The organism is Oricola sp. (genome assembly GCF_022763245.1).
Taxonomy (GTDB): Bacteria; Pseudomonadota; Alphaproteobacteria; order Rhizobiales; family Rhizobiaceae; genus Oricola.
In genome coordinates this window covers 69,331-93,506 of the sequence record NZ_JALEGV010000043.1, presented here as the reverse complement: position 1 = coordinate 93,506, position 24,176 = coordinate 69,331, and the positions used below count along the sequence as shown (strand labels likewise).

Below are 24,176 nucleotides of genomic sequence, written 5' to 3'. Positions count from 1 at the left end.
TTGTTTACGCCGAAGAATGCAGCACGACTTTCAGAAATGAAAAACGTCAACTGGGACGACCTTCACATCTTCGCCCATGTGGCGCGCAGCGGCGGGCTGTCCGGCGCGGCGTCCGCTCTTGCGATGAGCGCGCCGACGGTGGGGCGGCGGATGCTGGCGCTGGAACAGGCCGTGGGCAAAGCCCTGTTCAACCGGTCACGCAGCGGCTACGCGCTGACCGATGACGGGCGCACGCTGCTGCGCAAGGTTCAGGCGATGGAAGCCAGCGCCCGGCCGATCGAGGAATGGCTGTCCCTCGGCCAGGAGCGGCCCGGCATCAGGATTTCGGCGGGAACCTGGACGGCCAATTTCATGGCCGAGAACTTTTCGCGGCTGTGGACGCCGAACGACCCGTTCCGCATCTGCTTCAAGACCACCGAGGCGCGCCTCGACATCACCCACCGGGAGATCGAGATCGGCATCCGCAACCGGCCGGCCGAGAGCGGCAATCTCGCCTCGCGACCGACCGTCGAGGTGGCGTTCGCGCCCTATGTCGCCCGAAACCATCCGGATCCGCAGGGTTGCGAGTGGATTTCCATCGGGTCGGACGAGGCGATCACCCGGTCGGCGCGCTGGCTGATCGCGCAGCCCGACATCGAGATCTGCGCCTGGGCGAACACGCCCTCCACGCTGCGAGACCTGGTGCGCGCCGGCGCGGGCAAGGGCGTGATGCCGTGTTTCGCCGGCGACCGCGATCCGCGTCTGCAGCGCGCCGGACCGCCGATCGACGAACTGGCGGAAACGCAGCATTTGGTGATGCATAATGACGACCGGCACCGGCCGGAAGTCCGCACGGTCATCGAGCGCATTCATGCGCTCTTCCGCGACCATGCCCCGCTCTGCCGCGGAGACCGGCCGATCGGCGCGACGGAAGATCCGAACGGCTAACCGAAATCGAAGGCGCTGAGGCCGGCGACCATCTCGTCGAGACCGAGCGGCCTGGTGATCGGCGGTTCGGCGCGCGCAAGGCAGCCGGCACGTTCGCAGACACGGCAGGCCGGACCGACCGGCAGCGTGACCGGCTGCTCCTTCGGACCGGACAGGGCGGTTCCGTAGATCACCCGGTCGCGATAGGCGAGGTCGCAACCGAGCAACAGCGCGGTGCGCCGCGGCTGCTCGTGGAATGCGCCCTGCGGCCCCTCCAGCGTGCGCGCCATCACCAGGAACTGGGCGCCGTCCGGCATTTCCACGGCATCGACCGCGATGTAGCCAGGCTGCGAGAACACAGAATGGACGGCCAGCTTGGGGCAACCGCCGCCGAAACGCGCCTGCGGATAGCCGGTCGCGCCGGCGCGGCGGAAGCGGTTGCCCGCGTGATCCACCTCCAGCATGAAGAACGGAATGCCCGAGGCGCCCGGCCGCTGCAGCATGGTGAGGCGATTGGCCGCCTGCTCGAAGGAGACCCCGAAGCGGGAGCGAAGGACGTCGACGTCATATTGGGTGCGCTCGCAGGCCGTCAGGAAGGGCTGATAGGGCATCATCAGCGCATGTGCGGCGTAGCGCGCCAGCTCGAAACGGGCGATGCGCCGCGCCTCGTCGCCGGAGAGCTTCAGGGCCGCGATTTCCGCGTCGATCGCGACGCGCATGCGCAGAAGCACCGCCTCCATGGCGACCTCGCGCAGCTGGTCATGCGAGGACAGGCGCTCGGAAATGAAGAGCCGGTTGGAATGGCGGTCGTAGCGGCGGCGCCATTGCGGCATCGTGGCCACGGGCAGCACCTTCACGGCGATCCCGTGATCGGTGCGCAACCAGGTCTTCAGGGCGCCGAGCAGGTCGTCGCCCGGCGCCAGGAGCTTGATGAAGGCTTCCGCCTCTTCCTCGATGTTCGGATAGTGGTTGGCGCGCTTCTCGAACGCTTCCCTCGCCTCGTCGACGGGCAGCCGCGCGCCGGAAAGGCGGGTTTCGTGTCCTTCGCGGGCCAGAAGGTCGGACAGGTCGGTGAGGCGCTCCTGGCTCTCGCGATAGGCGCGGTGCAATTTCAGCATCGCGGCCGCGACGTTGGGCGCGGCGTCGGCGACCTCGACCAGTTCCTGGTCGCCCGGCAATTCGCCGACGAGCAGCGGGTCCGCGAACATCTCTTTCAATTGGGGCAGATGCGAATCGCCGCCGGCCTGCAGGTCCTCCAGATCGATCTTGTAGACCGATGCGAGCTTCAACAGCAGTTGCACGGTGAGCGGACGCTGGTTGCGCTCGATCAGGTTCAGATAGGACGGCGAGATGCCGAGCTCGGCCGCCATTGCGGTCTGGGTCAGGCCCGCCTGGTTGCGGATCCGGCGCACGCGTGGGCCCGCGAATATCTTCTGCTCGCTCATGATGTTTGTCGCAATCTTCACAAAACCGCGGAACGGCGGCGCGCGGCACTCTTTTACAGTTTTTACAAATTCACAAGCCGAAATTGTCGTTCCCATGACAAGGCAACGCGAATTTTCGGGCCTTCAGACGCGATTTCCGTGCGAATTGCGCGGCGCAATGTCAAGTTATTCACAAGCGCTTCGCTACTCATCCGACGAGCGGCGGCTGCGAGAGAAGAAAGAAAAGCCCAACCGGGCAAGAGTGACAGACATTTACAAAACCCCGGGTGCGCGTCACCCGAACGATCGAGGAGACCATGATGACCGCGCATGAACGCCCCAGGACCCACGTCAAGGAACGGGCCGAGGAACAGTCCTCCACCATGAACACCGACCAGCAGGCGGCGATCCGCATGCTGGCCAACGACCTGCACAGGCTGAACCAGTCCGTCATGCGCGCGGTCGAGGCGGGCGTGTCCGTCGAACTGATCCGTTCGGCGCGCCATCACGGCGGCGACGGCACCTGGGGCGACCTGCTGATCCCGGTGATCGTCACCAGGAGCGAGTAGCCGCTGCTCCAGCGCTGCCATGACGCATCCCCCGGCGACGCCAATCGCCGGGGGATTTTGCCATCTGCGACAATGCCGCGCGGCCCGTCTCAGCCAGCCCGGTTCGCATCCCTGCTGACGTAGGGGCGTTTCCTGATGCGTTACCGAAAACGCTAAGATTTTCAGGAAATTGCTAAATGGAAACAAACCGCCGGCGTACCATTTCTGCGTGTGGCGGCATTCCGATTCGCTTGGGGCTTCCAAATAGTCAGCCAAACGTTACAATCCCCTCATATGAGGGGGTCGGACGGTTATCGCTCGCTTGCGCATGACGTTCGACATCGCCACCGAAGACACAACACAACGACTATCCGAACCTCGATGGACGAAAAAGACGATCTGCTTAAGGACGCCTATGCGGCCGTAGAAGAAGCCGAGGATGTGCAAGAGGTCTTGAACAAGATCCGGGCCATCTTCGGTCTGCATCACATCGTCTTCCATCTCGGACAGACGCAGGTCGACACCCTCGACCGCCCGTTCGTGAGAACCACTTATCCCGATTCGTGGGTGTCGCGTTACCTGCTCAAAGGTTACGTAGATGTCGATCCGGTCGCGCGGGAAGGCTTCCTTCGCCTCCTGCCGTTCGACTGGCACGATCTGGAGATCGACGAATCCGCCATGGAGATGATGGCGGACGCGGCGAAGCACGACATCGGCGACAGCGGCTACTCCATTCCGGTCATCGACCGGCAGGCGCGCCGCTCGCTTTTTTCCGTCACCTCTAAACTCACCGGTCAGGATTGGAAGAACTTCATGGAAGAGCAGGGTCCGCGACTTCAGGAAGTGGCGCATCGCACTCACCGGCGCGCATTGCACGAGATCTTCGGGGAGGTCGATCCGATGCCGCCGCTCGGCCCGCGCGAGATCGAATGCCTGACATGGACCGCGCGCGGCAAGGACTACGCGGTCATCGCCGACATTCTCGGCCTCTCCGGCCACACCGTGCGCGGCTATCTGAAGAGCGCCCGCTTCAAGCTGGAATGCGCGACGCTGCCGCAGGCCGTCGCCAAGGCCGTGTCGCTCAAGATCATTACCCCATGATCTTGGGCACTCCGCTAACCATTTGATAACCTTGACGGTCCCGACCCCCTCAGATGGGCCGGCCCAGATGGCGGAATTGTTCGCGGAAGCCCCACGCTCATACTGGATCGTACCCAGAAACCACCCAGCGGGGGCGATCCAATGTTCTTCATCGTACAAGCGTCTGACTACGGTCAGCACCGAAAGCTTCTTGACCGCATGTTCCGGCTGCGCAAGCAGGTGTTCCATGACGAATTGCAGTGGGACGTCCCGGTCATCGGGGATATCGAGCGCGACGCCTACGACGATCTGAGCCCGGCCTATCTGCTGTGGACCGACGAGGCCAAGCGGACGCTCTACGGTTCGCTGCGGCTGATGCCGACGACCGGACCGACGCTCCTCAACGACGTCTTCCGCAAGACCTATCCGCGCAATCTCGACCTGTGCCACCCGACCATCTGGGAAGGGACGCGCATGTGCATCGACGCCGAGGAAATCGCGCTGTCCATGCCGGAGATCGAACCGCAGCAGGCGATGTGCATGCTGCTGCTCGCGCTCGGCGAATGCGCGCTGGATCACGGCATCCAGACGCTGATCTCCAATTACGAGCCGCACATGAAGCGGATCTACAATCGCGCCGGCGCGCCGCTGACGGAAGTCGGCAAGGCCGACGGCTTCGGCAAGCGGCCGGTCTGCTGCGGCCTGTTCGAGGTCAACACCAAGACGATCAACGGGATGCGCGAGAAGACCGGCATGTCCGGCCTGCATGTGAAGGATGGTGCCAAACGCCCTATCGGGATGGGCGACGCGGCCTGGATGTCTAGCGCCAGCGCCGCTCATCGGGCAACATGGGCCGGTGCGGCATGACTTTCGCGGTAAAACCCATGTCCAGTCCCATCACCATGCGGGAACTCGCCCCGCAATGGAACGTCGCCTCGGGCGATGACGGCGAACCGTCCGCGCTCCTGGGAGAACTGTGCCGGCGATTTGGTGGCGAAGGCGCGCTCCTGTTCCGGATCCGCGTCGGCGAAACGCCGCCGCGCACCACCGTCCTCGTCAATAGCGGGATCGAGGAAAGCTTCCGCGACTCGGTCGTCGAGCGGGCCACCGGCGCGATCGTCAACCGCGAACGCAACGAAGTCCTGCCGATGATGATCCCGGCCTGGCGGGTCGGCGGCGCCTCGGCCTTCATCTACGCCTTTCCGGGCTGCGCCCGCACCCACGGGCAGCTGGTGACCGCGATCCTGGCCGTCGAGCAGATGAGTTTCGCCGCCATCGCCGAAGCCTATCTGGCCGGGCGCTGCATGATGGAGGCCTTCGACGAAACGCCGATCGGCCGCGCCGCGGGCCCCGACCATCCGCGCATCACGGTGCGCGAGCAGTCCTGCCTGGCATGGACGGCGGAAGGCAAGACCTCGGAGGAGATCGGCATCATTCTCGATCTCTCGCCGCATACGGTGAACCACTATCTCGGCAGCGCCGCGCGCAAGCTCGGCGCAACCAACCGGATGCACGCCGTCGCCAAGGCGCTGCGCCTCGGGCTGATCGAACGGCCGGTGTGACAACCGGCCGGCGGTCCACTCCGCCGGTCCGGTCGCATCGTCAAAGACACGGATTTTCGGCCGGCGGGAGACATGTCCCTCGCCGGCATTCGGCCGTCGCCAAAGCCGCATTCTTGTTCGAAGTCACGACGTGTCGAACGTCGCTCGCGCATGCAGCGCGAGCGCATGGCATTCCCGCAGGATCTCGTCGATGGTGCGGGTCGGCCGCTTGCGATGGCCGGGCGGGCGGCCGGGCCGCATGGGCGAGAACCGGCCGCGACGGCGACCGGCGAGACGGCGCGCATGCCAGCGGGCGAGGCGACGGCCATGGGCCGGCAGGTCGTCCAGCGCGCGCTTGAGCGCTCGCAGGCGGCGGCAGAGGCCCGTCGCTTTGACGGGATCGCCGGGCCTCGGGATCCAGCCGTCCGGGATGGGGCGCGGTTCGGACAGGCCGAGAACGGTGATGCGCGGATAGCTGAGCGGGCGCAACCGCGGCGGCGCGGAATTGAAATTCGGCAGCGGGTCGATGATCGCAAAGGCGAGTAGCGTTGGGGCGGAACCGGGATTGCGCTTGGGCTTGCCTCTCGCTTGAACCTTCGCGGCGCGCGCGGGTCCGGGCAGAGGCACCGGCTCCAGCTCGGCCAGGACGACGATCAGACGCCGGACGGCGGCCTCGGTGGGCCGCGCCAGGCGGATGAGCGCGGCGCGCAAATGGCGCGGCAGGTGCGTGATGGTTTCGGCCTCGTCGAGCCCGGCCATGGCGAACAGCCGCGCGACGACGCGCAGAAGCGCCTCGCGGTTGCGGTCTATCGCCAGAGCCCAATCCATTGCCGTCCTCTCATCCTCGCCGGACACACACCGCAAAGACTAGGGACGCCGGGCGGGCGGTGGACAGAATTCGTGGCCGATGGGCGCTTTTGCGCTAGGCTTCACCCCGGAGGGATGACGGGCGATGCGCGAATTCAGCCGTGAAACCAGGGACAAGCGCCGGACGCCGACCGCCTGGGTCGTGGCGTTTCGCGATCTCGGACCGGCCCGGCTCGGAAATCCTGTCCAACGCATGCGGCCCGCCCTGCCCCGCGCGCCCAAGGAAAAGCGCGCATGCGCATGACGCGACAGGACGAGGCCAACCGCCTGGGTCGCGGGACAATCCTCACTCTCGCCGGCGTCCTCGTGCTCGCCGCCGCCCTGCGCGTGCCCGAGCTCGGCCGCGACAGCGTCTGGATGGACGAGGCGGTCTCGTGGTTCCAGGCCCGCGACGGCTTTTTCGAGATGCTGCGGCGGACGGCGCAGGACAATTACCCGCCGCTGCACAACGTCGTCCTGTGGCTGACGATCAAGCTGTTCGGCGATGGCGAGGCTGCGCTGCGGGCGCCGTCGGCGCTGTTCGGGCTGGCGACCATCCTCGCCGTCTTCGCGCTCGGCCGCGAACTGGGCGGCACGCGGGCGGGCCTGATCGCCGCATTCGCGCTGGCGCTGGCGCCAATCGAGATCGTCCAGTCGCGCAACGCGCGCATGTACACGCTGTTCTCGCTGACGGCGACGCTGTTCCTCTGGGCCGCCGCGCGGCATCTGCGCCGGCCGTCCTCGGCAAATGCTGTTGCGGGCGGGATCGCGGCGCTGGCGATGCTGCATGCGCATCTCTATGGCAGTTTCGTTTTCGCCAGCGCGATCGCGGCCGTGCTCGCGCTGCATCTGGCAACCGGCGCGCCCGACCGCCGTGCCGTGATCGGCTGGGTGTCGGCGCAGGGTGTCGCCCTCCTCCTGTTCCTGCCCTGGCTTGCGATCCTGTTCGGCCGCGCCCGGGCGCTGAGCGGCAGCGGCTTCTGGATCCGTGAACCGACGGCGGAGCGCATCGGCGTCATGGTCACGCAGGTGCTGCCCCTGCCCGCACTTCTCCTGTGTGGCGTCGTATTGGCGGCGGGCGTCGCGCTCATCTTCCGAGCACGCCAGGGCGGCCAGCGGGCGAAGAGCGTCGCTTTCGTCGCGATCACCGTCACCGGGGCGATCGCGCTCTCCTACGGGATTTCGCTGATGGTCATGCCGGTGATGTCGCCGCGCTATTTCATCTTCGCCGTGCCGGCGGTGCTCGCCGTCACGGGAGCGGTGCTGGCGATACCGTCCGTTCCGGCGGTCGCACGATGGGGCGCAACTGCGCTGCTGGCGATATCCCTCGCCGCCCCGGCATGGCGCGCGATTTCAGAACCCGGCTTTCATCGCGACTGGCGGGCGCTTGCGGCCAAGCACGCCGAGTTGGCATGGCCGGACGAACCGATCGTCATCTATCCGCGCCATGCTCAACTCGCCTTCCTCTATTACGGCGGCGGCGGCAATCCGCCGCCGAGGCTGCTGACCGGCTCAACCGGGGAGCTGGCATCCGAACCGGGCCACCGGGTCTGGTTCGCGCTGCGGGCGACCGGCCCGGAGGAATCCCGCTGGCTGACGGAAATCAATGCCCGCACGGGCCGCGTGGCCGAGCATCGCTTCGATTTCCATTGGCTGCAGCTTCATTCCTTCGTGTCGGAAGGCGACGCCCAGTCTCAATGACCGGGGGCCGTTCAGGCGCCGGCCTCGACCGAATAGTCGATCGGCTTGTAGCGGAAATTGTTGGACTGGCCGGCGGAACAGGCCGTCATCGCGACGATCAGGTCCATTTCCGCGCGGAAGACGGTCTTCTGGCCCGGCTTGCTCTTGGGCGGCAGCACGGCGATCTCGCCGGTCTCGCCATCGACCGAGACGTGCATGAACACGTTGAAGGCGATCGGGATGTTGTCGGGGCCGATGCCGTAGGGCGCCAGCGCGGCCTCCAGGTTTCCCTGGCAGCCGTGGTGCGAATCGCTGTCGCCATAGATGATGCGGAACGTGTCGCGCGAACAGGGCGTCAGCGTGAAATCGTGCCGGCCGACCTCGTCCTCGACGATGGTGAGCATCGGATTGGACCGGTTGGAATAGAGGATGTCGCCCGTCGTCAGGAACAGGCGGCTGGCATAGTCGATCGAGCGGCCCGACGAGATGTATTCCGCCCGGTCCGCGGCGTTGAAGGCGACGAGGTCGGAGACCTGCTCGCCTTCCGGATCGATGACGGTCAGCAGATCGCCTGTCTTCAGTTCGAACGCGGTGCCGCTGCGCGGCGCGATCCTTTTCGCCATGTCAGGCGATCTCCTTGTGTGCGAAGGGGCATTTCCACGCGTCTCCGACGACGCGGCCGCTATATTGGCGCGCTTCCGAGGCCTCGCCATAGTCGCTCAGCATCGGGTTGACGTCGCCGGCGAGTTCGGCGTCGCGCTTGCGGATGATGGCCTTCATCTTGTCGAACCGGCCGTCGGCGCGCAGCTTCTCGAACTGCCTGTGCGAATTGAACACCAGGGCCGGCTTGTCGAAGCGGCGGGCCGGGCGCGAGGCGCGCGGATGAAGGCCGATGACGAAGAAGGGCTCGCTGCCAACCGACAGCGAGAAATGCGGCGAGTCCGGATCGGCCGCGACGCCGTCGCTCCAGGGCGTGCCCGAGACGACGTCGAGATTGTGCAGGCATTGCAGCCGGTTCCACAGCGCCTTTTCGAACTCCTCCTCGTCCAGATCGCCGGGGCCTTCGAAGACCACGACGAAGGATTTCACGATGGGGCTTTCGTGATCGAGCTGGGCGCTGAATTCGCGCAGCGCGCGATGGATGTCGACGTCGTCGCAGGCGCGGTCGATGTCGCCCGCGACGAAGACGGTCAGCGCGTCGCGCGCCAGCGCGGACTTGGCGCCGACGCAGGGAAATTCGGCGCTTTGAATGAAATCCGTGAATGAGCGGCAAGCAACTGTGTTCGGCATGTCCTCAACCTCCTTGGCCTGACGCGGCTCGCCGGTTTCAACGTGGACGTGCGCAAGTGGTTCCCGCCTTAAATCCATGGGGTGTGCGGAACGATGCGGCCGCGCGCGCGTTTGACGAGGGAATCACGAAGGAGGCGAGGCAATGCATGATCCGCTTTTCGAGATCGAGACCTGGCGAGGCCGCTGGTTCTTCAAATATGGCAGCCACTACACCGGACCCTTCGGTTCCCGCGAGGCCGCCCTGTTGGCGGCACGGCGCGAGGCCGCCAAGCTGGCGCCGCGCTGGCGGCGGAGCGTGCCGACATCCAAGGCCGGGAACCGTTCCGGCACGACCGCGTCGCGCGCCAGTTGATCGCACCGCGGCGGCAGTCGCCGACAATGCCATGGAGGCGTGATTGACACGTGTGGTCCTCGATGCGGCCGCGGCGGTCTGCCTGGTGGTCACCCTGCTTCCGCTCGTGCCCGTGGCACACGGGGCGGTGCGGGTGTTCGATTTCGCCCGGCTGCAGGTCATCGCGCTGTCCACCGCTGTTCTGATCTGCGCCGGCATCGCGAGCCTCGTTTCGCCGGCGACCGCAACGTTTGCGGCCGTGGCGATGGCGGCCGGCGCGCTGGCCATCCAGGCGGGCTATGTCCTGCCGTTCACCCCGCTCTGGCGCAGGCAGACCGCCGATTGCGCGACCGAGCCGGAGGACGGCGCCTCGCTTTCGCTGCTCGTCTGCAACGTGAAGCAGGGCAATGACGACTACGCGCGCGTGACGACGCTGGTTGACGAGCGCCGGCCCGACATCGCGATCTTCATGGAGACGAACGCGGCATGGGCGGAGGCGCTGCGGCCCTGCCTCTCCGATTTCGAGGAGGTCGTCGCCTATCCGCAATCCAACAGCTACGGAATGATCCTGGCGAGCCGCCTGCCGCTGAAGGAACGCGACATCCAGTTCCTGCTGAACGAGGAGGTGCCGAGCATCTCCTGCGTCGTCGCCCTGCCCGGCGGCGAGGCGGTGCGGATCGTCGCGCTTCATCCCGAGCCGCCGCTGCCGAGCCGCGACACGATGGGCCGCGACGCCGAAATCCTGCTGGTCGGCGAGATGGCACGCGACGAAGAACTGCCGATGATCGTGACCGGCGACCTCAACGACGTCGCGTGGTCGCGCACGACCCGGCGCTTCATGCGGATTTCGCGCCTGCTCGACCCGCGCCAGGGGCGTGGCGTCTACAACACGTTCGACGCCCGCCGCTGGTATCTGCGCTGGCCGCTCGACCACATTTTCCACTCCAGCGATTTCGAACTGCTCGACATCGAGCGCATGCCTTTCGTCGGGTCGGACCATTTCCCGATGTATTGCCGCTTCGCGCTCAGCAAGGCGCCCGACAACGAGCCGCCCGAAGACGCGACCGAAGCGGATCTGGAGGAGGCCTCGGAGGTGGTGCGCGTCGAGAAGAACCGCGACCGGCCTCCTGCGGGGACGGATTGGGAGAGCGAGTGACGGCGAGGCAGGTCTGAGCGCATCGGCACCGGCGCGGTCCGCTGCGGCCCTCCGCCATGGCTTCGGGCGTTCGTCGCTCGAAAAGCCAAATCGTTGGCTTTTCGTCCGCTCGCGCGGACCGCTCCTCACCCCCCTTCCCCGGGTGTGTCCGGGGGCGTATAAGCCTCCTATCCGAAACCAACCGGTGACTGATGGCCAAGGAAGACAGCAAGACCAGCGGCGCAAAGCGTGCCGCGGCGAAGACGCCGCGCAAGAAGCCGCCGAAATTTCTCGACAACAAATACGGCGTCGCCGACTGGAAACAGGTCGAGGAATGGCTCGCCTGGCGCTCCATCGAGGACATCGAATGCATCACGCCCGACCTCGCCGGCGTGCCCCGCGGCAAGATGATGCCGTCGAGCAAGTTCACCTCGCAGACCTCGCTGGCGCTGCCCTCGGCGCTGTTCCGCCAGACGATCTCCGGCGAATATCCCGAAGAGACCGGGGACTTCCGCTACGACCCGCATGACGGCGACCTGAAGCTGATGCCGGACCTGTCGACGCTGTCCGCCGTGCCGTGGGAGAGCGACCCGACGGCGCAGGTGATCTGCGATCTCGTCGGCGCGGACGGCAAGGAAATCGCCTACACGCCGCGCAACGTGCTGAAGCGCGTCGTGGCGGCCTATGAGAAGAAGGGCTGGCGGCCGGTCGTCGCGCCGGAAATCGAGTTCTATCTCGTTGCGCGCAACACCGACCCGGACTACCAGCTGCAGCCGCCGGTGGGCCGCTCCGGCCGGCCGATCGCCGGCGGTCAGGCCTATTCGATCGCGGGCGTCAACGAGTTCGACGACCTGATCGACGACATCTACCATTTCTGCGAGGCCCAGGGCCTGGAAATCGACACGCTGATCCACGAGGAAGGCCCCTCGCAGCTGGAGATCAACCTGCGCCACGGCGACCCGGTGCAGCTTGCCGACCAGGTGTTCCTGATGAAGCGCACGATCCGCGAGGCGGCGCTGAAGCAGGACATGTTCGCCACCTTCATGGCCAAGCCGATGCAAGGCGAGGCCGGCAGCGCGATGCATATCCACCAGTCGGTGGTGGACAGCAAGACGGGGCAGAACATCTTCTCCGCCGAGGACGGCTCGGAGACGGAACTGTTCCGGGCCTTCATCGGCGGGATGCAGCTCTACATCCCCAAGGCGCTGGTGATGATGGCGCCCTATGTGAACTCCTATCGCCGGCTGACGCCGGAAATGGCCGCGCCGGTCAACACGGCCTGGGGCTACGACAACCGCACCACGGCCTTCCGCATCCCGACCTCGAACGCGGCCGGACGGCGCGTCGAAAACCGGCTGCCGTCGTCGGACGCCAACCCTTACCTCGCGATCGCGGCGTCGCTCGCCTGCGGCTATCTCGGCATGGTCAACGGGCTCGTGCCGACCAGCCCGACGGCGGAGACGGCCAATGAAGGCTCCATCGACCTGCCGCGCGGCCTGCTCGAGGCCGTGTCGCTGATGGAAAGCGAACGCGGCTTCGACGACGTGCTGGGACGGGAATTCACGGCGACGCTCGCCGGCGTCAAGCGCGGCGAGTTCGAGACCTTCATGCGGGTGATCAGCCCGTGGGAGCGGGAATTCCTGTTGCTCAATGTCTGAGAGTCGGTCGTGTTGGTCGGCAGTCGGTCGCCATGCGCTTACCGGCTGCAGACGAATGACGACCGACTGACCACCAACGACGACCGACGCGGCCATGCCCTACCAATCTCCCATTTCTCCCGGCTATTCCTGGTACGAGGCGACGGCCGGCGAGCGGCCCGAATACCCCGTGCTCGACGGCGACCGCGTATGCGACGTCGTGGTGATCGGCGGGGGCTTCACCGGCCTGTCGGCCGCGGCGCACCTGGCGAAGGCCGGGGTGAATGTCGTGCTTATCGAGCAGGCCCGCTTCGGCGACGGCGCGTCGGGGCGCAATGGCGGCCAGATGGGCACCGGCCAGCGCGCCTGGCCCGAGGACCAGGAAGAGGAGATCGGGCGCGAACGGGCGCAGGCGCTGTTTTCCATCGCCGAGGACGCCAAGCGCCACATGCACGATTTCGCCGAGACGCACGGGATCGACATCGGCTACAGGCCGGGCCAGCTCTCGGTGGTGCACAAGAAGCGCTACCTGAAGGACTATCGCAAGCATGCCGAGGTGATGGCGGAGCGCTACGGCTATCCGCATATCAGCTTCATGGATCGCGCCGAGACCGCGCAAAGGGTCGGATCGAGCTTCTTTCACGGCGGCGTCCGCGACACCGGCACGGGGCACATCAACCCGCTGAAGCTGGTGATCGGAACGGCGCGGGTGGCCGCCGAAAACGGCGCGCAGATCTTCGAGAACACCAAGGCGACGCGCATCCACAAGGTCGGCGACCGGGTCGTGGTCGCCACCGAGAAGGGCGTGATCAACGCCGACCGGGCGCTTGTCGCGGTCAACGCCTATGGCGACGCGAAGCTGGAGCCCGTGTCGGCGGCGCATGTGATGCCGATCCGCTCCTTCATCGGCGCGACCGAGCCGCTGACCGGCGCCATGAAAGACAAACTCATCCCCGGCGGCGAGTCGATCGACGATTCGCGCTTCGTGGTGCGCTATTTCCGCAAATATGGGGACGACCGGCTGCTGTTCGGCGGGCGCGAGGCCTATACGGCGGACAATCCGCGCGACATCGCCAGGCATATCCGCAAGCAGATCGCGGAGATCTATCCGGAATTGTCCGACGTCGAGATTTCACACGCCTGGGGCGGCTCGGTCGGCATCACCATGCCGCGCGAGCCCTTCGCGCGAGAGGTCATGCCCGGCGTCACCTCGCTGGGCGGCTTTTCCGGCCATGGCGTGATGCTGTCGCATTTCACCGGCCGGCTCTATGCCGAGGCGGTGACAGGCGACAACGCGCGGCTGCAGCATCTGCGCGATCTCAAGGTGCCGGCCTTTCCCGGCGGACGCAGCTTCCGCAAGCCGATGCTGACACTGGCGCTGACCTGGTACGCCATGCTCGACCGGCTCTGAGGCCGACTTCCGATCCGGCAGGCTCCGTCTCCGTGTGACGCTTCGCACATCGGGGGTCTTCTTCGCGTGCAAGCCTGCGCTGCGACGAAGAAACTTCGGAGACGCGACATGTATTCCCGTTCATCGACCGCGATCGTGCTGGCCGCAGCCCTGACGGCGCCGCTCCCCCCGCTTGCGCTGGCGCAGGAGCTTCACCCTGCCCCGCAGGTCGAAAAGCTCTGCCCGCCGAAATCGGAGGAAAGGAAGAGCAAGCCCTGTCCCAAACCCGCCTCGCCACGCTTCGACAAGGAAGAGGTGAAGCTGAAGCCGATCCGGCTTGAACTCAACGCCTGAACGCGGCACGCGAAACAAATCGGCCAATTCTTTCGTCAGTAACGGCAGGGATGACTTTAGGTAATCTCGCGGTTAACATCCGTTCGAGGGACGGAATTGGACAGACAGGGGGAATTTCATGCGCTGCTTGACGCGTCTTGCAACCACGATGCTGGTCCTTGTCGGATCGTGCCTTGCGGCACTGGCGCAGGCGGCCGATGAAACCCCGAAGGCGAGAGCGATGCTCGTTCTCGACGCGTCCGGCAGCATGTGGGGCCAGATCAACGGCACGCCGAAGATCGTCATCGCCCGGCAGACCATCGCTAACCTCGTCGGCACGCTCGACCCCGCCATCTCGCTCGGCCTGAGCGCCTACGGCCACCGCCGCGAGGGCGACTGCAACGACATCGAGACGCTCAGGCCCGTCGGAAGCGCCTCGCCCGAGGCCATTGTCTCGGCGGTCAACAGCCTGAATCCCAAAGGAAAAACGCCACTGTCGGAATCCGTGCGCCGGGCCGCGCAGGAATTGAACTTCAGCCGCGCGCCGGCGACGGTGATCCTTGTCAGCGACGGGCTGGAGAATTGCGCCGCCGACCCTTGCGCGGTCGCCGCGGAACTGGAGGCGCAAGGCATCGACTTCACCGCCCATGTGATCGGCTTCGACCTGAAGGACGAGGAACAGCAGGCGCTGCGCTGCGTCGCGGAAAACACCGGCGGGATGTTCCTGTCGGCATCCGACGCCGGATCTCTCGCCAGTGCGCTCGGCACGGTGGTGGCGGCGACCAGCCAGACGGCGACGGCCGTGGCCGCACCGCCGCCGCCGGCCGAAGAGGGCATCGAATTCGAGGCGTTCTATTCGGAAGGCGGAGAGAAGGTCGACATCGACCTGACATGGGAGATCTTCGAACCGGCGGAGAACGAAGACCTGAGCCCGCTTCGCATCGATTTCGCCTTTGACGACAACCCGAAATTCGACCTCGAGCCCGGCCAGTACCTGGTGCGCGCGACGGTCGGCGGGGTGACCGGCGAGGCGATCGTGCAGATCGAGCCGGACACAGAGGACGTCGACCTGGTCCTCGATGCCGGGATCGTGACATTCGGCGTGACCCGGACGGAAGGCGGGGAACTGATCGGAAACGGCGTCAACTGGATCATCTACGCGGTCGATCCCGACGACGAAACGAAGCGCAGCCGCGTCGCCAACGCCTATGAGGGCCAGCCGGTCTTCACGCTGAAGGCCGGCGCCTATGTGGCCACAGCCCGCATCGACGCGGCGGCCGCCGAGGCCCGCTTCACCGTCGCGCCCGGCGAAAGGAAGACCGTCACGCTGCGGCTCGCCTCGGGCGTCGTCGGCCTGCGCGCGGTGCTGGCGGAGGGCGGAGACCCGCTGGTCGGCGATCTGAGCTGGAGCGTCCGCGAGGCCGAACCGGACGCCGACGGCGTACGCAAGGAAATCGCCCGATCGTCGGACAGCCGCGCCGAGATCGAACTGCCGGTCGGCCAGTATCTCGTCACGGTGAGCCGCATCACGATGCAATCCGAACTGCCGGTGGTCGTGGAGGCGGACCAGCGCACCGATTACACCGCCGTGCTCAATGCCGGCATCCTGACGACGCGGATCGTCAGCGGGTTCCCGCTGTGGCGCGTCTATGCCACCGACGCCGACGGCAACCGGACGTTCTCGACGACGGGATCGGGCGTATCGCCCAATTTCACCGTGCCGGCCGGCACCTACACCGTCGAGGCCGTCGACGGCACGATCGTGGTGTCGACCGAAGTCACGATCCAGGCGGGCGAGATGAAGACGGTGGAGCTGGCGTTCGAGCAATAGGGGCGCCGGGCCGCCCTGCGAAAGAGGAGACTGGACGCATGACCGCACAACGCGCAATCCGGTTCCCGGCGGCTGCCGCCGCCTTGCTGATCGCGGTGTTCGTTTCACCGGCGGCCAGCGCGCAGGAGCCATTCGGCCTGCTTCACGATTCCGTCTGGAAGGTGATGCCGCGGCAGGGGCCGGACATCATCGTCAGCCTCTTCGATCGGCGCGTCCTGAAGAAGGCGAAGATCTCCTGCGAGCAGATCCTCTCGAAGAAGAGATACAAGCGGCTGTCCTATCCGGAGGCCCGGTCCATGGTGGTCGGGTCGATCTGGAGCCGGCCGACCGCTCCGAAATATCAGCCGGACTACATGAATTTCCAGCGCTCGGACGTGGAGGCGCGGGCGGGCCGCCGGTTCCTCGCCAACGGCGCCGCGACCGCGCAGAAGGGGTCGGGCGACCTCTGCATGAAGGGCAAGACAACCGCCGCCGTCTGCTACTGCGTCGGCTGGACCCCGCAAAAGAAGTGAAAGAGGCGCAGGGACGAGCGCTCGCATCAGGGAGAAGCCAACGATGAAATTCCGTCCTCTTGCCCTCGTCGCCGGTCTCGGCGCGCTCGTCGCGCTGGCGCCCGCCTCCGTCTCGGCGCAGGAACGATACGTCCTGCCGGGAAGCCTCGCCGACCGGATCATGCGGCTTGCCGACGTGTTCGATCCGCTTCTCGGGGCGGCGATGCGAGGCGGGGTCTTCATACCCGAGAACGCGCAAGCGCAGACCCTCGCCGACGTCCTGGTCGTGGCGAAGATGCTCGAAGCGGAAAACTACCGACGCAAGACGGCAGGACTGCCTCCGCTGACTACTCCGGCCGGGGCGGATGCCAGGCCGCCGGCCAACGTGCCGGGATACGATCCCTACAATGACGACGATCCCGACGGCGATCTGGGCGATTTCGGCGGCCATGAGGCGCTGGAGGCCGGCCCAGAGGGGCAGGACCAGTTGCAGAACGTCTCGGGGCCGAGCCTGGGCGAATTCTCCGACGAAACGCTGGAGGACGACGTGGACGGCGATCTCGGCGACCTTGGCCCCGCCGAGGTCTACAAGGAGCCGGGCGAAAGCCGGACCGGCTGGGAGGTCATCGAGGAGCTGGAGCGCGAGATGGAACTGGAACGGCTCGGCCTGTCCTTCGCCCAGCTGTCGGAGCTGCAATACCAGGCCCGCAAGGCCGAGGAAGCCTATGCGATGTCGCTCGCCGAGCGGCTGCTGGAGCAGCGCAGGTTCTATCTGGCCGGGGACCCGAACAACTATGCCGACCTGTTCGCCGAGATCCTGGCCGAACGCAACTCGAAGGATCTGGGCGCCGGGGAAGCCATCGTCGGCCGGTTGACCAGCGGTCTCCTGGGTCGCGATTTCGAGTTTGACGACGACGGCAAGCCTGTGCCGCACCCACGCCAGGAGCTGGACGCGAACCTGCCGCCCGAACTGCAATTGCTGGACCCGGAATATCGCGCCAAGCTGGAGGCGCTCGAGGGCTCCAACAGCGCCGGAACCGCCAATGTGAAACCGCCGCCTTCCATCGAGGAACTTGAACGGCGGGCGATCGTCGAGGGGGTTGTGGACGGCTACTGGGACGACGACCCGGACGGGACCGACGGCGAGATCACCGAGGTCCAGCCGTCGCGTTACGAACAAGCCGAACGCTGGCGCCGGGCGCAGGAGGCGCTGCAGGCGGCACGCGAGCGCGCGGCGGCCGAAGAAGCGGCCAGGGCCGACGCCGAGGAGATGGCGGAAAGCGAGCCCGAATACGACACGTCGGGCCAGTTGCCGGACGCCACGATCGACTATGAGGAGGTCGAACTCGACACGAGCGGCGTGGCGCTGCCCGACGCGGTGAACGCGGCGATCGCCAAGGCCAGCTGCGCGGCGGTGCCCACGGCGGGCCTCTGCCGCAACATCGCCGACCCGTACCAATCCTCCTGCTTGCAGGCGCAGGCGGAAGCGACGGCGCAGAGCTGCACGGTCTTGGCGGCGCAGGGCGAAAGCTGCATCGACAGCTGCCGGCGCAACGCGGCGGGCATGCGGCGCGACGAAAAGCTGATCGGGTTTGCGCGCGCCACGGTGGAGACCAACTACCGGAAGATGCGCGACCTCTACTCGGCCTATCCGAATTTCGGGCAGGCGCAGGGCACGCTCGACACGTGGCGCGACACCGCCTTGGCGCGCTGGCAGGTCGGCGCAGCCGACTTGCCGCCCGGACAATATTGCACGGGCGCCGCGATCGACGACTGGGAGGCACAGTGCCAGTCGGCCTGCTCGACCAATGGGCGGGACCCGCAGACGTCGCTTTGCCGCAACGGCACCGGCGCCGCGGCGCTCGCCATGCCGACGAGCGGCGTGCACCTGATCCCGCCGGGCTACCTGCAGGACGTCGCGCAGAAATAGGACGCGTGAGGGTGCGCCCCTCCCCTTACAATCCGGTCTCGATCGCCCGTAGAAGCTGGAAGCGCAGATTGCCGGTGCCGCCGGGCAGCGAGATCACGAAGCGCACGTCGCCATGGCTCGTGGTCTTGGCGTAGCCGGCCAGCGTGCTGACCGTGGAGAGCGTGCCCGTCTTGTAGCGCGAACCGCTCTTGGACTTGCGCAGCAGACCTTGATTCGGGGCGAACTGGTCGAGGAGACGGGCGAGCCCCCTCGCCGTGAAATGGTTGCCGCGGCTGATGCCCGAACCCTCCTCCAGATGGATGGCCTCGACGAGCTTGTGGCGGGCGAGGACGCCGTTGGCGACACGTACCGATTTCTCCAGGCTCACCGGCCCGCCGAGAAGGTCTGTGCCGATCTCCAGGAAGACCTGGTTGGCGATGTAATTGTTCGACGCATAGAGCATCCCCCGCAGGATCTCCGACAGCGGTCGCGACTGGCGGTGCACATAGACGGGCTTCAGGCCGTCTGGCACCCTGCCGATCGTCATCTCGCCCTCGATCTTTCCGCCGGCCTTCTCGATGAAGGCGGTGAGAAGTTCGCCGGCATAGCGCACGCAGACGCTCGGGTCCTGCTGGGCGAGGCTGATGCGGCTCTTGCCGTTGGGCGCACGCGCCAGGAACTGGCTGATCGCCAGCGGCGTGATCGGGGTCTGCTCTTCCGCCGTCTTGACGCTCTTGCCGTTGCGGATCGCGTTGATCGTGTTGAAGTTGACCGCGAGCGCCGAATTGAGCGCGTCATAGGGCTCGTCTGAATCCACGACGCCGGGAATGCGCAGGTCGGCGGGGAAATAGCTGGCGTCGAGCACGAGGCCCGTGAACGGCTCCTTGCCGGTCTTGGCCAGCAATTCGGGCGCGAGCAGCGCCAGTTCCTCCGAAATCAGGAACGGATCGCCGCCGCCGCGCACATAGAGCACGCGCTTGTCGTCCATGAAGAAACGGGTTTCGAACCGGTAGTCGGCGCCCAGGACTTCCAGCGCCAGCCACGCGGTGACGATCTTGGTGACGGAGGCGGGGATGAAGGGTTCGTCGGCGTTCTGCGCGACGAGCTCCTTGCCCTCGGCGTCGAGCACGAGAACAAGCCCCGAAGGTGCAAGGGCCGCGACCTTCTCCTTGACGCCGGCCGCCGCCGAAGCGGAAAGCAGGGCAAGGACGCAGGCTAGGGCGAGCAGGCGAGACCACATGGGCGGCTCCGGCAGGGACATGGCGATTGCGATCAAACTAGCGGGGCGCGCCGGTTAAGCAAGCCGGGTCGCGCGTTCGGCGCCTGCGGAGGCCCAGATTGCGGGCGCCGCGCGCGGTTTTTCGGGTTTCGGTGCAACAAAAGCCACGATCGGGCGTTCTATTGCCTCACACCCGGCGGTGCGCGCCTCCGGGAGCGGAAGGGACTTCGCACCAAAGGACACCATACATGACCCGTTTCAACCTCTTGAAAAGTTCGACCGCGCTGGCGGTTCTCTTGACGCTCGGCCTTTCCGCACCGGCGGCCCGCGCGCAGGACAACGACAACAGGCGCGTCAACTGCCTCTCCAATCCCGACGATCCGGCCTGCGTCGAGCGCCGCAAGCAGCGCCCGAACGGCGAGCGCGGTGAGCGCCGCCGCGACGAGCAGGGACGCGAGAACGGCGAACGCCGCCGGAAGCCGGACGAGGGCGCCGCCGAGCCCGCGCCGCAGGAGCAGCCCGCTCCCCAGCCGGAGGCGCAGCAGGAGCCCCAGCCCGAACCTCAACCGGAACCGCAGCCGAAGCCTGAGCCCGCGCCGCAGGCCGAGCAGGCGCCGCCGCAGCCGGCCCAGACCGAGGAGACCCAGCAGCAGCCCGCGCCGCAGGCCGAGGAAGGCCGGCCGCGCAAGCAAGAGGGCGACAGGCCGCGCCGCAAGCGCGACCAGAACGAGGACGGCGGCCAGGCCAGCGCTCCGCCCCCCGCGCCCGAGCCGACGGTCATTCCCGACGACGCCAGCCAGGCCGAACGCGAGCAGGCCCGCCAGGCCGAGCGCGACCGTCGCGAGGAAGCTCGCCGCAACCGTGCCGAGACCATCGGCGCCGCAGCCGTCGGCGCGATCATCGGCGCGATCGTTCCGGAACTGGGCGGCCGCGTCATCGAGGACGAGGGCGACCGCATCATCGTCGAGCGCGACGGCGAGTATTACGTCCGCAAGGACGAAAGCAGCCTGCTGCGCGACCGCGATTCCGAGGTGACGGTGAAGCGCCTGCGCGGCGGACGGACGCTCGAAACCATCACGCGGCGCAACGGCGTGCGCATCGAGACCATCCGCGACGAAGGCGGCTATGTCCTCAAGCGCACGCGCATCCAGCCGAACGGCCGCGAGATCGTGCTGATCGACAATCTGAACATGGACGACAAGCGCCGCGTCGATTACGACCGCCGCTTGCCGCCGGTGCGCGTCGACATCCCGCGCGACCGCTACATCGTGCCGGCGCGGCGTGCGAGCCGCCAGGAGATCTACGACACCATCGCCGCCCAGCCGGTCGAACAGGTCGAGGAGGTCTACACGCTGCGCGAGGTGCGCGAGAGCGAGCGGCTGCGCGCCAAGGTGCGTCGCGTCGATCTCGACACGATCACCTTCGAAAGCGGCTCGGCGATCGTTCGCGAAAGCCAGGTTCCGCTGCTCGAAGACATGGCGCGTGCCGTGCTGGCGCTGATCGACCAGGACCCGTCGACCGTGATCCTCGTCGAGGGCCACACCGACGCCGTCGGTTCGGACATCTACAACCTGGCGCTGTCGGACCGGCGCGCCGAGACGGTGGCCCGGATCTTCATCGACTATTACGGCGTGCCGGCCGAGAACCTGATCGTCCAGGGCTATGGCGAGCAGTTCCTCAAGGTGAACACCGAGGCGGCCGAGCCGGCCAACCGCCGCGCCACGATCCGCAACATCACCTCGCTGCTGGCATCCAACCAGTAGTCGGGCGATCGCCGGACACCAGACAAGCAAAGGCCCGCCTCGATCGAGGCGGGCCTTTTCGTTTGCGCCGGCGATCAGTCGCGCGCGACGTATTCGCTGAGAATCTTCTCGTTCTTCGCCTGTTCGATGCGCGACACCGTGTCGTCGGCGATGTGCTGGTCCATGCGGAACTTGACGAGGTTCACCAGGCTGGCGGTGAGGAGCAGGACGCCCATCGCCCAGTAGCCCTTGGTGGCGATGTTGATCGGCGCGAGCCACAGCGACAGGCCGAGCATGACGTAAGCGGCGGCGACGGCGGCGGCGTTGAAGGTGATGTAGATGGAGTTGTTGCGCATTTGGAAGTCTCCCTTTGGATTTTCGGATGTGACTTGATCGTCTGTGGTTCGGTGTCTGGCCGGGATCGTCAGGACCCGGCTCTCAGGCGCTGCAGAATGTCTTCGGCGTTGTGACGGGTTCGCGCGCCATGGCCGGCCTCGGCCAGTCGGTCGCGGACCGTGCGATGGGCCAGGTCGTCGTCGATCTCGTCGAGGACTCGGCCCTCCTCGAACGGGTCGTCGCGGTCGAGGATGCGGTCGAGGAGCGCCTGCGCCTCGCGGATGGAGCTGCTGTCGCCGAGCGAGCGGTTGAGCTTCTTCTGGGCGCGCTGTTCGGCGTCGATCGCGCGGGCCTGGATCATGCCCTGGCGCAGATCGGTGACGCGGCGATGGGTGCGCTCGACCGAGAGGCGCATGCGCGCCGCCTTCTGCGACAGGCGCTCGACCGTCTTCTCGCGGGTCTCGCGCTCGTTTTCCAGTTCGGCGAGCGCACGGGCCGCCTCGCCGGCCAGGTTCTCGTCGCCGGCGGCCAGAGCGCTGCGGGTGCGCGTCTCGAGATCGGCGATCGACGCGCGGACCTTCTCCAGGCCGCTGCGCTCGTTGCGCTCACGCAGGATCAGGGCCGCGAGCGTTTCCTTGGCGGCCGCCAGGGCGGCCTCGGATTCGCGGATCTTCTGTTCGAGCAGGTCGACCGCGTAGCGATCCCTGATGGTCTCCTCGGTGCGGGCGCCAGCGCCCTCGATAAGTGTCCTCAAAACAGCGAACATGATGCTCTCCCGTGTTTCGCCGGTGGTGTGAACCGGATTTGAACCGTGTTCAAAAGTGACCATACCGATTTTTGAACATGGTTCAAGAAGTTTTTTGAACATTGTTCATTCCGGGCGTCTTATGGTAAATGCCATTGCGCAAACGCGGCCGCGCGGGGATGTGGCGCAGCCACGGACGCAGGCAGGACGAGGAGGAACGGAATTTGGCCCTGGACAAGGACGCGGTGAAACGCCGGGCGATCGAGATCGCCGGCCGGCTGATCGACGAAGGCGGCGCCGAGGCGTTGCAGATGCGCGCCATCGCGCGCGAGCTCGGCGTGTCGGTGGGCTCGGTCTACAACATCGTCGGCGACATCGACGCGCTGCACCGGCTGGTCAATGTCGACCTTCTGGACGAACTGGGCATGGCCGGCTCGGAAACGACCGAGAGGCTGCGCCGCGACGGCGTGCGCGACGTGCGCACGCGGCTGATCGCGCTGGCGGAGACGTATCTCGATTTCGTCGAGCGCAACCATGTCAAATGGGCCGCGCTGCTGGCCTTCAACCGCAGCCGGCCGAGCGTGGCGATGCCGGAGTCCTACATGCTGCGCCAGGAAATGTTGTTCGACATCATCGCCGACGTGCTCGCCGACACCCCCCTCCGCAACGACGACACCCGCCGCCAGACGGCGGCACGGGCGCTGTGGTCGGCGGTGCACGGCATCGTCACCAACAATTTCGTCGGCCGCGGCGACGCCTCGCTTGCCGTGGAAAGCCGCGTCCAGATCGACCTCTTGGTGACGGTCTTCGTCAGGGGACTCCTGGTGGAAATCTGACGCAGTGGTAGGTAAGCGGTTACCACTATTTCTCCTGCAAGATGCGCCAAAATGCGACAGTTCGCAGTAATTTGCGCCTAAAGTAGTGGATTTTGACTGGAATCTCTCTCGCCAATCGCGATGCGATGTATATAAACACATCTGCATCTATGTGAGTGAAGCCTCGGAAATCATGCAGCTTTCGTCTCTCGTCGACGACTACCGTTCATGTGAAGCAGCGCTCGCCAGGGCCATCGAAAACGAATGCGATGACGTGGTGCGCGAACTCGACGTCAAGATGGCCTGGCTGCGCAAGGTCATTCGCGCCTTTCCCGCGACCCGCCCCGATGAAAAGCGGCTGCAGATCGATTTCTTCATGGATGTCGTGTCGCAGGCCACCGACGCCGACCGCGACGTCCCCGCGCTCGTCGATCTCGAATGGATCGTCCAGCGCAATCTCGGCCCGGACGTCGAGACGCATGTGGCCGCGCCGGAGGGCGAGGTCGCGCTGGACGGCGAGACCGGGCGTGCTCTGCTCGACAATCACCAGCCGCGCGCGGACGTTCTGGCGATGATCGAGCGCACCAATCTGCGCATGGCGCTGATCGGCCGCGACTGGCGGTATCGCTACACCTCCCCGGCCAATGGGCAATTTCACAGCATGCCGGTGGAGGCCTTCAGGGAGAAGCATCTCGCGGACCTTATCGGCGACAGGCGCTTCAACGGGCGTGCGCGGGCCTATCTGCAGCGCTGCTTCAAGGGCGAAGACGTCACCTATTGCTACTTCCTGGAAACGAAGTCCCGCGGGCGGTTGCTACTCGAATGCAGGATGCTGTCACAGCGCGCCAGCGACGAAAGCGAATCCGGCGCGATCATCGTCGTGCGGGATCTGACCAACGGCTATCGCGACCCCGTGCAGTCGGCCGTGGAAAACCACCTGTAGGCCG

General features: G+C 66.4%; 24 protein-coding genes. 17 read left to right on the top strand and 7 right to left on the bottom strand.

The genetic code is table 11. From position 1 onward, the window contains the following. Nucleotides 1-36 precede the first annotated feature (36 nt). Nucleotides 37-927, top strand: coding sequence for a LysR family transcriptional regulator (locus MRY80_RS25725; RefSeq protein WP_293294524.1), 891 nt, complete (start codon nucleotides 37-39; stop codon nucleotides 925-927). Here the strand turns inward: MRY80_RS25725 and MRY80_RS25720 are convergent. Then, nucleotides 924-2,351 carry a helix-turn-helix transcriptional regulator gene (locus MRY80_RS25720; RefSeq protein ID WP_293294522.1) on the bottom strand — a complete coding sequence of 476 codons (1,428 nt, stop codon included), beginning with the start codon at nucleotides 2,349-2,351 and terminating at the stop codon, nucleotides 924-926. The genes MRY80_RS25725 and MRY80_RS25720 overlap by 4 nt on opposite strands. 299 nt (nucleotides 2,352-2,650) lie before the next feature. On the opposite strand from MRY80_RS25720, the gene MRY80_RS25715 reads away from it, so the two are divergent. From MRY80_RS25715 to MRY80_RS25700, 4 genes are all read left to right on the top strand, one after another. Continuing rightward, complete coding sequence (locus MRY80_RS25715; RefSeq protein ID WP_293294520.1) at nucleotides 2,651-2,899, top strand: hypothetical protein; 249 nt, start codon at nucleotides 2,651-2,653, stop codon at nucleotides 2,897-2,899. Nucleotides 2,900-3,259: 360 nt separating this feature from the next. Continuing rightward, entirely contained in the window at nucleotides 3,260-3,979 is a 720-nt protein-coding gene (locus MRY80_RS25710; protein ID WP_293294518.1) for a LuxR family transcriptional regulator, read from the top strand. A gap of 141 nt (nucleotides 3,980-4,120) precedes the next feature. After that, nucleotides 4,121-4,825, top strand: coding sequence for an acyl-homoserine-lactone synthase (locus tag MRY80_RS25705; RefSeq protein ID WP_293294516.1), 705 nt, complete (start codon nucleotides 4,121-4,123; stop codon nucleotides 4,823-4,825). A gap of 17 nt (nucleotides 4,826-4,842) precedes the next feature. After that, nucleotides 4,843-5,520, top strand: a complete 678-nt coding sequence (locus MRY80_RS25700; protein WP_293294514.1) for a helix-turn-helix transcriptional regulator — start codon at nucleotides 4,843-4,845, stop codon at nucleotides 5,518-5,520. Between the two features lie 123 nt (nucleotides 5,521-5,643). Here the strand turns inward: MRY80_RS25700 and MRY80_RS25695 are convergent, their stop codons facing one another. Next, a complete protein-coding gene (locus MRY80_RS25695; RefSeq protein WP_293294512.1) occupies nucleotides 5,644-6,327 on the bottom strand; it encodes a hypothetical protein in 684 nt (227 codons plus the stop codon). A 273-nt stretch (nucleotides 6,328-6,600) separates the two neighbouring features. On the opposite strand from MRY80_RS25695, the gene MRY80_RS25690 reads away from it, so the two are divergent. Then, nucleotides 6,601-8,046, top strand: a complete 1,446-nt coding sequence (locus tag MRY80_RS25690) for a glycosyltransferase family 39 protein (protein ID WP_293294510.1) — start codon at nucleotides 6,601-6,603, stop codon at nucleotides 8,044-8,046. An 11-nt stretch (nucleotides 8,047-8,057) separates the two neighbouring features. Here MRY80_RS25690 and MRY80_RS25685 read toward each other — a convergent pair whose 3' ends face one another. Both MRY80_RS25685 and gntA read right to left on the bottom strand, forming a co-directional pair. Next, complete coding sequence (locus MRY80_RS25685) at nucleotides 8,058-8,648, bottom strand: urea carboxylase-associated family protein (RefSeq protein WP_293294508.1); 591 nt, start codon at nucleotides 8,646-8,648, stop codon at nucleotides 8,058-8,060. A gap of 1 nt (nucleotide 8,649) precedes the next feature. After that, complete coding sequence (gene gntA / locus MRY80_RS25680; protein WP_293294506.1) at nucleotides 8,650-9,315, bottom strand: guanitoxin biosynthesis heme-dependent pre-guanitoxin N-hydroxylase GntA; 666 nt, start codon at nucleotides 9,313-9,315, stop codon at nucleotides 8,650-8,652. 142 nt (nucleotides 9,316-9,457) lie between these two features. On the opposite strand from gntA, the gene MRY80_RS25675 reads away from it, so the two are divergent. The 8 genes from MRY80_RS25675 to MRY80_RS25640 all read left to right on the top strand — a co-directional run bounded on the left by MRY80_RS25675 (nucleotide 9,458) and on the right by MRY80_RS25640 (nucleotide 18,393). Next, the gene (locus MRY80_RS25675; RefSeq protein WP_293294504.1) at nucleotides 9,458-9,667 is read left to right on the top strand and encodes a hypothetical protein; all 210 of its coding nucleotides are present in this window, start codon (nucleotides 9,458-9,460) and stop codon (nucleotides 9,665-9,667) included. Nucleotides 9,668-9,719: 52 nt separating this feature from the next. Then, the gene (locus MRY80_RS25670) at nucleotides 9,720-10,802 is read left to right on the top strand and encodes an endonuclease/exonuclease/phosphatase family protein (protein WP_293294923.1); all 1,083 of its coding nucleotides are present in this window, start codon (nucleotides 9,720-9,722) and stop codon (nucleotides 10,800-10,802) included. Between the two features lie 191 nt (nucleotides 10,803-10,993). After that, nucleotides 10,994-12,439 carry a glutamine synthetase family protein gene (locus MRY80_RS25665; RefSeq protein WP_293294502.1) on the top strand — a complete coding sequence of 482 codons (1,446 nt, stop codon included), beginning with the start codon at nucleotides 10,994-10,996 and terminating at the stop codon, nucleotides 12,437-12,439. A 94-nt stretch (nucleotides 12,440-12,533) separates the two neighbouring features. Continuing rightward, entirely contained in the window at nucleotides 12,534-13,829 is a 1,296-nt protein-coding gene (locus tag MRY80_RS25660; RefSeq protein WP_293294500.1) for an FAD-binding oxidoreductase, read from the top strand. Between the two features lie 108 nt (nucleotides 13,830-13,937). Further along, nucleotides 13,938-14,162 (top strand): hypothetical protein, encoded by a 225-nt coding sequence (locus tag MRY80_RS25655; RefSeq protein ID WP_293294498.1) that lies wholly within the window; start codon nucleotides 13,938-13,940, stop codon nucleotides 14,160-14,162. A 118-nt stretch (nucleotides 14,163-14,280) separates the two neighbouring features. Beyond that, a complete protein-coding gene (locus MRY80_RS25650; RefSeq protein WP_293294496.1) occupies nucleotides 14,281-15,972 on the top strand; it encodes a VWA domain-containing protein in 1,692 nt (563 codons plus the stop codon). 38 nt (nucleotides 15,973-16,010) lie between these two features. Then, complete coding sequence (locus MRY80_RS25645) at nucleotides 16,011-16,484, top strand: hypothetical protein (protein WP_293294494.1); 474 nt, start codon at nucleotides 16,011-16,013, stop codon at nucleotides 16,482-16,484. A gap of 43 nt (nucleotides 16,485-16,527) precedes the next feature. Continuing rightward, nucleotides 16,528-18,393: a hypothetical protein gene (locus MRY80_RS25640; RefSeq protein WP_293294492.1), complete on the top strand. Its 1,866-nt coding sequence runs from the start codon at nucleotides 16,528-16,530 to the stop codon at nucleotides 18,391-18,393. Between the two features lie 25 nt (nucleotides 18,394-18,418). Here the strand turns inward: MRY80_RS25640 and MRY80_RS25635 are convergent, their stop codons facing one another. After that, the gene (locus MRY80_RS25635) at nucleotides 18,419-19,612 is read right to left on the bottom strand and encodes a D-alanyl-D-alanine carboxypeptidase (protein ID WP_293294490.1); all 1,194 of its coding nucleotides are present in this window, start codon (nucleotides 19,610-19,612) and stop codon (nucleotides 18,419-18,421) included. A gap of 227 nt (nucleotides 19,613-19,839) precedes the next feature. Here MRY80_RS25635 and MRY80_RS25630 point away from each other — a divergent pair, with 227 nt between their 5' ends. After that, on the top strand, nucleotides 19,840-21,354 hold the full coding sequence (locus MRY80_RS25630) for an OmpA family protein (protein WP_293294488.1): 1,515 nt from the start codon (nucleotides 19,840-19,842) through the stop codon (nucleotides 21,352-21,354). A gap of 74 nt (nucleotides 21,355-21,428) precedes the next feature. On the opposite strand, the gene MRY80_RS25625 is transcribed toward MRY80_RS25630, so the two are convergent. Next, nucleotides 21,429-21,689 carry a hypothetical protein gene (locus MRY80_RS25625; protein WP_293294487.1) on the bottom strand — a complete coding sequence of 87 codons (261 nt, stop codon included), beginning with the start codon at nucleotides 21,687-21,689 and terminating at the stop codon, nucleotides 21,429-21,431. A gap of 68 nt (nucleotides 21,690-21,757) precedes the next feature. Continuing rightward, nucleotides 21,758-22,435, bottom strand: coding sequence for a PspA/IM30 family protein (locus tag MRY80_RS25620; RefSeq protein WP_293294485.1), 678 nt, complete (start codon nucleotides 22,433-22,435; stop codon nucleotides 21,758-21,760). A gap of 203 nt (nucleotides 22,436-22,638) precedes the next feature. Between MRY80_RS25620 and MRY80_RS25615 the strand changes: the two genes are divergently transcribed. Both MRY80_RS25615 and MRY80_RS25610 read left to right on the top strand, forming a co-directional pair. Continuing rightward, nucleotides 22,639-23,250 carry a TetR/AcrR family transcriptional regulator gene (locus MRY80_RS25615; protein WP_293294483.1) on the top strand — a complete coding sequence of 204 codons (612 nt, stop codon included), beginning with the start codon at nucleotides 22,639-22,641 and terminating at the stop codon, nucleotides 23,248-23,250. Nucleotides 23,251-23,422: 172 nt separating this feature from the next. Further along, on the top strand, nucleotides 23,423-24,172 hold the full coding sequence (locus MRY80_RS25610; protein ID WP_293294481.1) for a hypothetical protein: 750 nt from the start codon (nucleotides 23,423-23,425) through the stop codon (nucleotides 24,170-24,172). Nucleotides 24,173-24,176: the final 4 nt, after the last annotated feature.

Coding starts and splice junctions, on each gene's coding strand:
- MRY80_RS25725 (WP_293294524.1), top strand. CDS start 37: ATGAAAAACGTCAACTGGGACGACCTTCACATCTTCGCCCATGTGGCG.
- MRY80_RS25720 (WP_293294522.1), bottom strand. CDS start 2,351: ATGAGCGAGCAGAAGATATTCGCGGGCCCACGCGTGCGCCGGATCCGC.
- MRY80_RS25715 (WP_293294520.1), top strand. CDS start 2,651: ATGACCGCGCATGAACGCCCCAGGACCCACGTCAAGGAACGGGCCGAG.
- MRY80_RS25710 (WP_293294518.1), top strand. CDS start 3,260: ATGGACGAAAAAGACGATCTGCTTAAGGACGCCTATGCGGCCGTAGAA.
- MRY80_RS25705 (WP_293294516.1), top strand. CDS start 4,121: ATGTTCTTCATCGTACAAGCGTCTGACTACGGTCAGCACCGAAAGCTT.
- MRY80_RS25700 (WP_293294514.1), top strand. CDS start 4,843: ATGTCCAGTCCCATCACCATGCGGGAACTCGCCCCGCAATGGAACGTC.
- MRY80_RS25695 (WP_293294512.1), bottom strand. CDS start 6,327: ATGGATTGGGCTCTGGCGATAGACCGCAACCGCGAGGCGCTTCTGCGC.
- MRY80_RS25690 (WP_293294510.1), top strand. CDS start 6,601: ATGCGCATGACGCGACAGGACGAGGCCAACCGCCTGGGTCGCGGGACA.
- MRY80_RS25685 (WP_293294508.1), bottom strand. CDS start 8,648: ATGGCGAAAAGGATCGCGCCGCGCAGCGGCACCGCGTTCGAACTGAAG.
- gntA (WP_293294506.1), bottom strand. CDS start 9,315: ATGCCGAACACAGTTGCTTGCCGCTCATTCACGGATTTCATTCAAAGC.
- MRY80_RS25675 (WP_293294504.1), top strand. CDS start 9,458: ATGCATGATCCGCTTTTCGAGATCGAGACCTGGCGAGGCCGCTGGTTC.
- MRY80_RS25665 (WP_293294502.1), top strand. CDS start 10,994: ATGGCCAAGGAAGACAGCAAGACCAGCGGCGCAAAGCGTGCCGCGGCG.
- MRY80_RS25660 (WP_293294500.1), top strand. CDS start 12,534: ATGCCCTACCAATCTCCCATTTCTCCCGGCTATTCCTGGTACGAGGCG.
- MRY80_RS25655 (WP_293294498.1), top strand. CDS start 13,938: ATGTATTCCCGTTCATCGACCGCGATCGTGCTGGCCGCAGCCCTGACG.
- MRY80_RS25650 (WP_293294496.1), top strand. CDS start 14,281: ATGCGCTGCTTGACGCGTCTTGCAACCACGATGCTGGTCCTTGTCGGA.
- MRY80_RS25645 (WP_293294494.1), top strand. CDS start 16,011: ATGACCGCACAACGCGCAATCCGGTTCCCGGCGGCTGCCGCCGCCTTG.
- MRY80_RS25640 (WP_293294492.1), top strand. CDS start 16,528: ATGAAATTCCGTCCTCTTGCCCTCGTCGCCGGTCTCGGCGCGCTCGTC.
- MRY80_RS25635 (WP_293294490.1), bottom strand. CDS start 19,612: ATGTGGTCTCGCCTGCTCGCCCTAGCCTGCGTCCTTGCCCTGCTTTCC.
- MRY80_RS25630 (WP_293294488.1), top strand. CDS start 19,840: ATGACCCGTTTCAACCTCTTGAAAAGTTCGACCGCGCTGGCGGTTCTC.
- MRY80_RS25625 (WP_293294487.1), bottom strand. CDS start 21,689: ATGCGCAACAACTCCATCTACATCACCTTCAACGCCGCCGCCGTCGCC.
- MRY80_RS25620 (WP_293294485.1), bottom strand. CDS start 22,435: ATGTTCGCTGTTTTGAGGACACTTATCGAGGGCGCTGGCGCCCGCACC.
- MRY80_RS25610 (WP_293294481.1), top strand. CDS start 23,423: ATGCAGCTTTCGTCTCTCGTCGACGACTACCGTTCATGTGAAGCAGCG.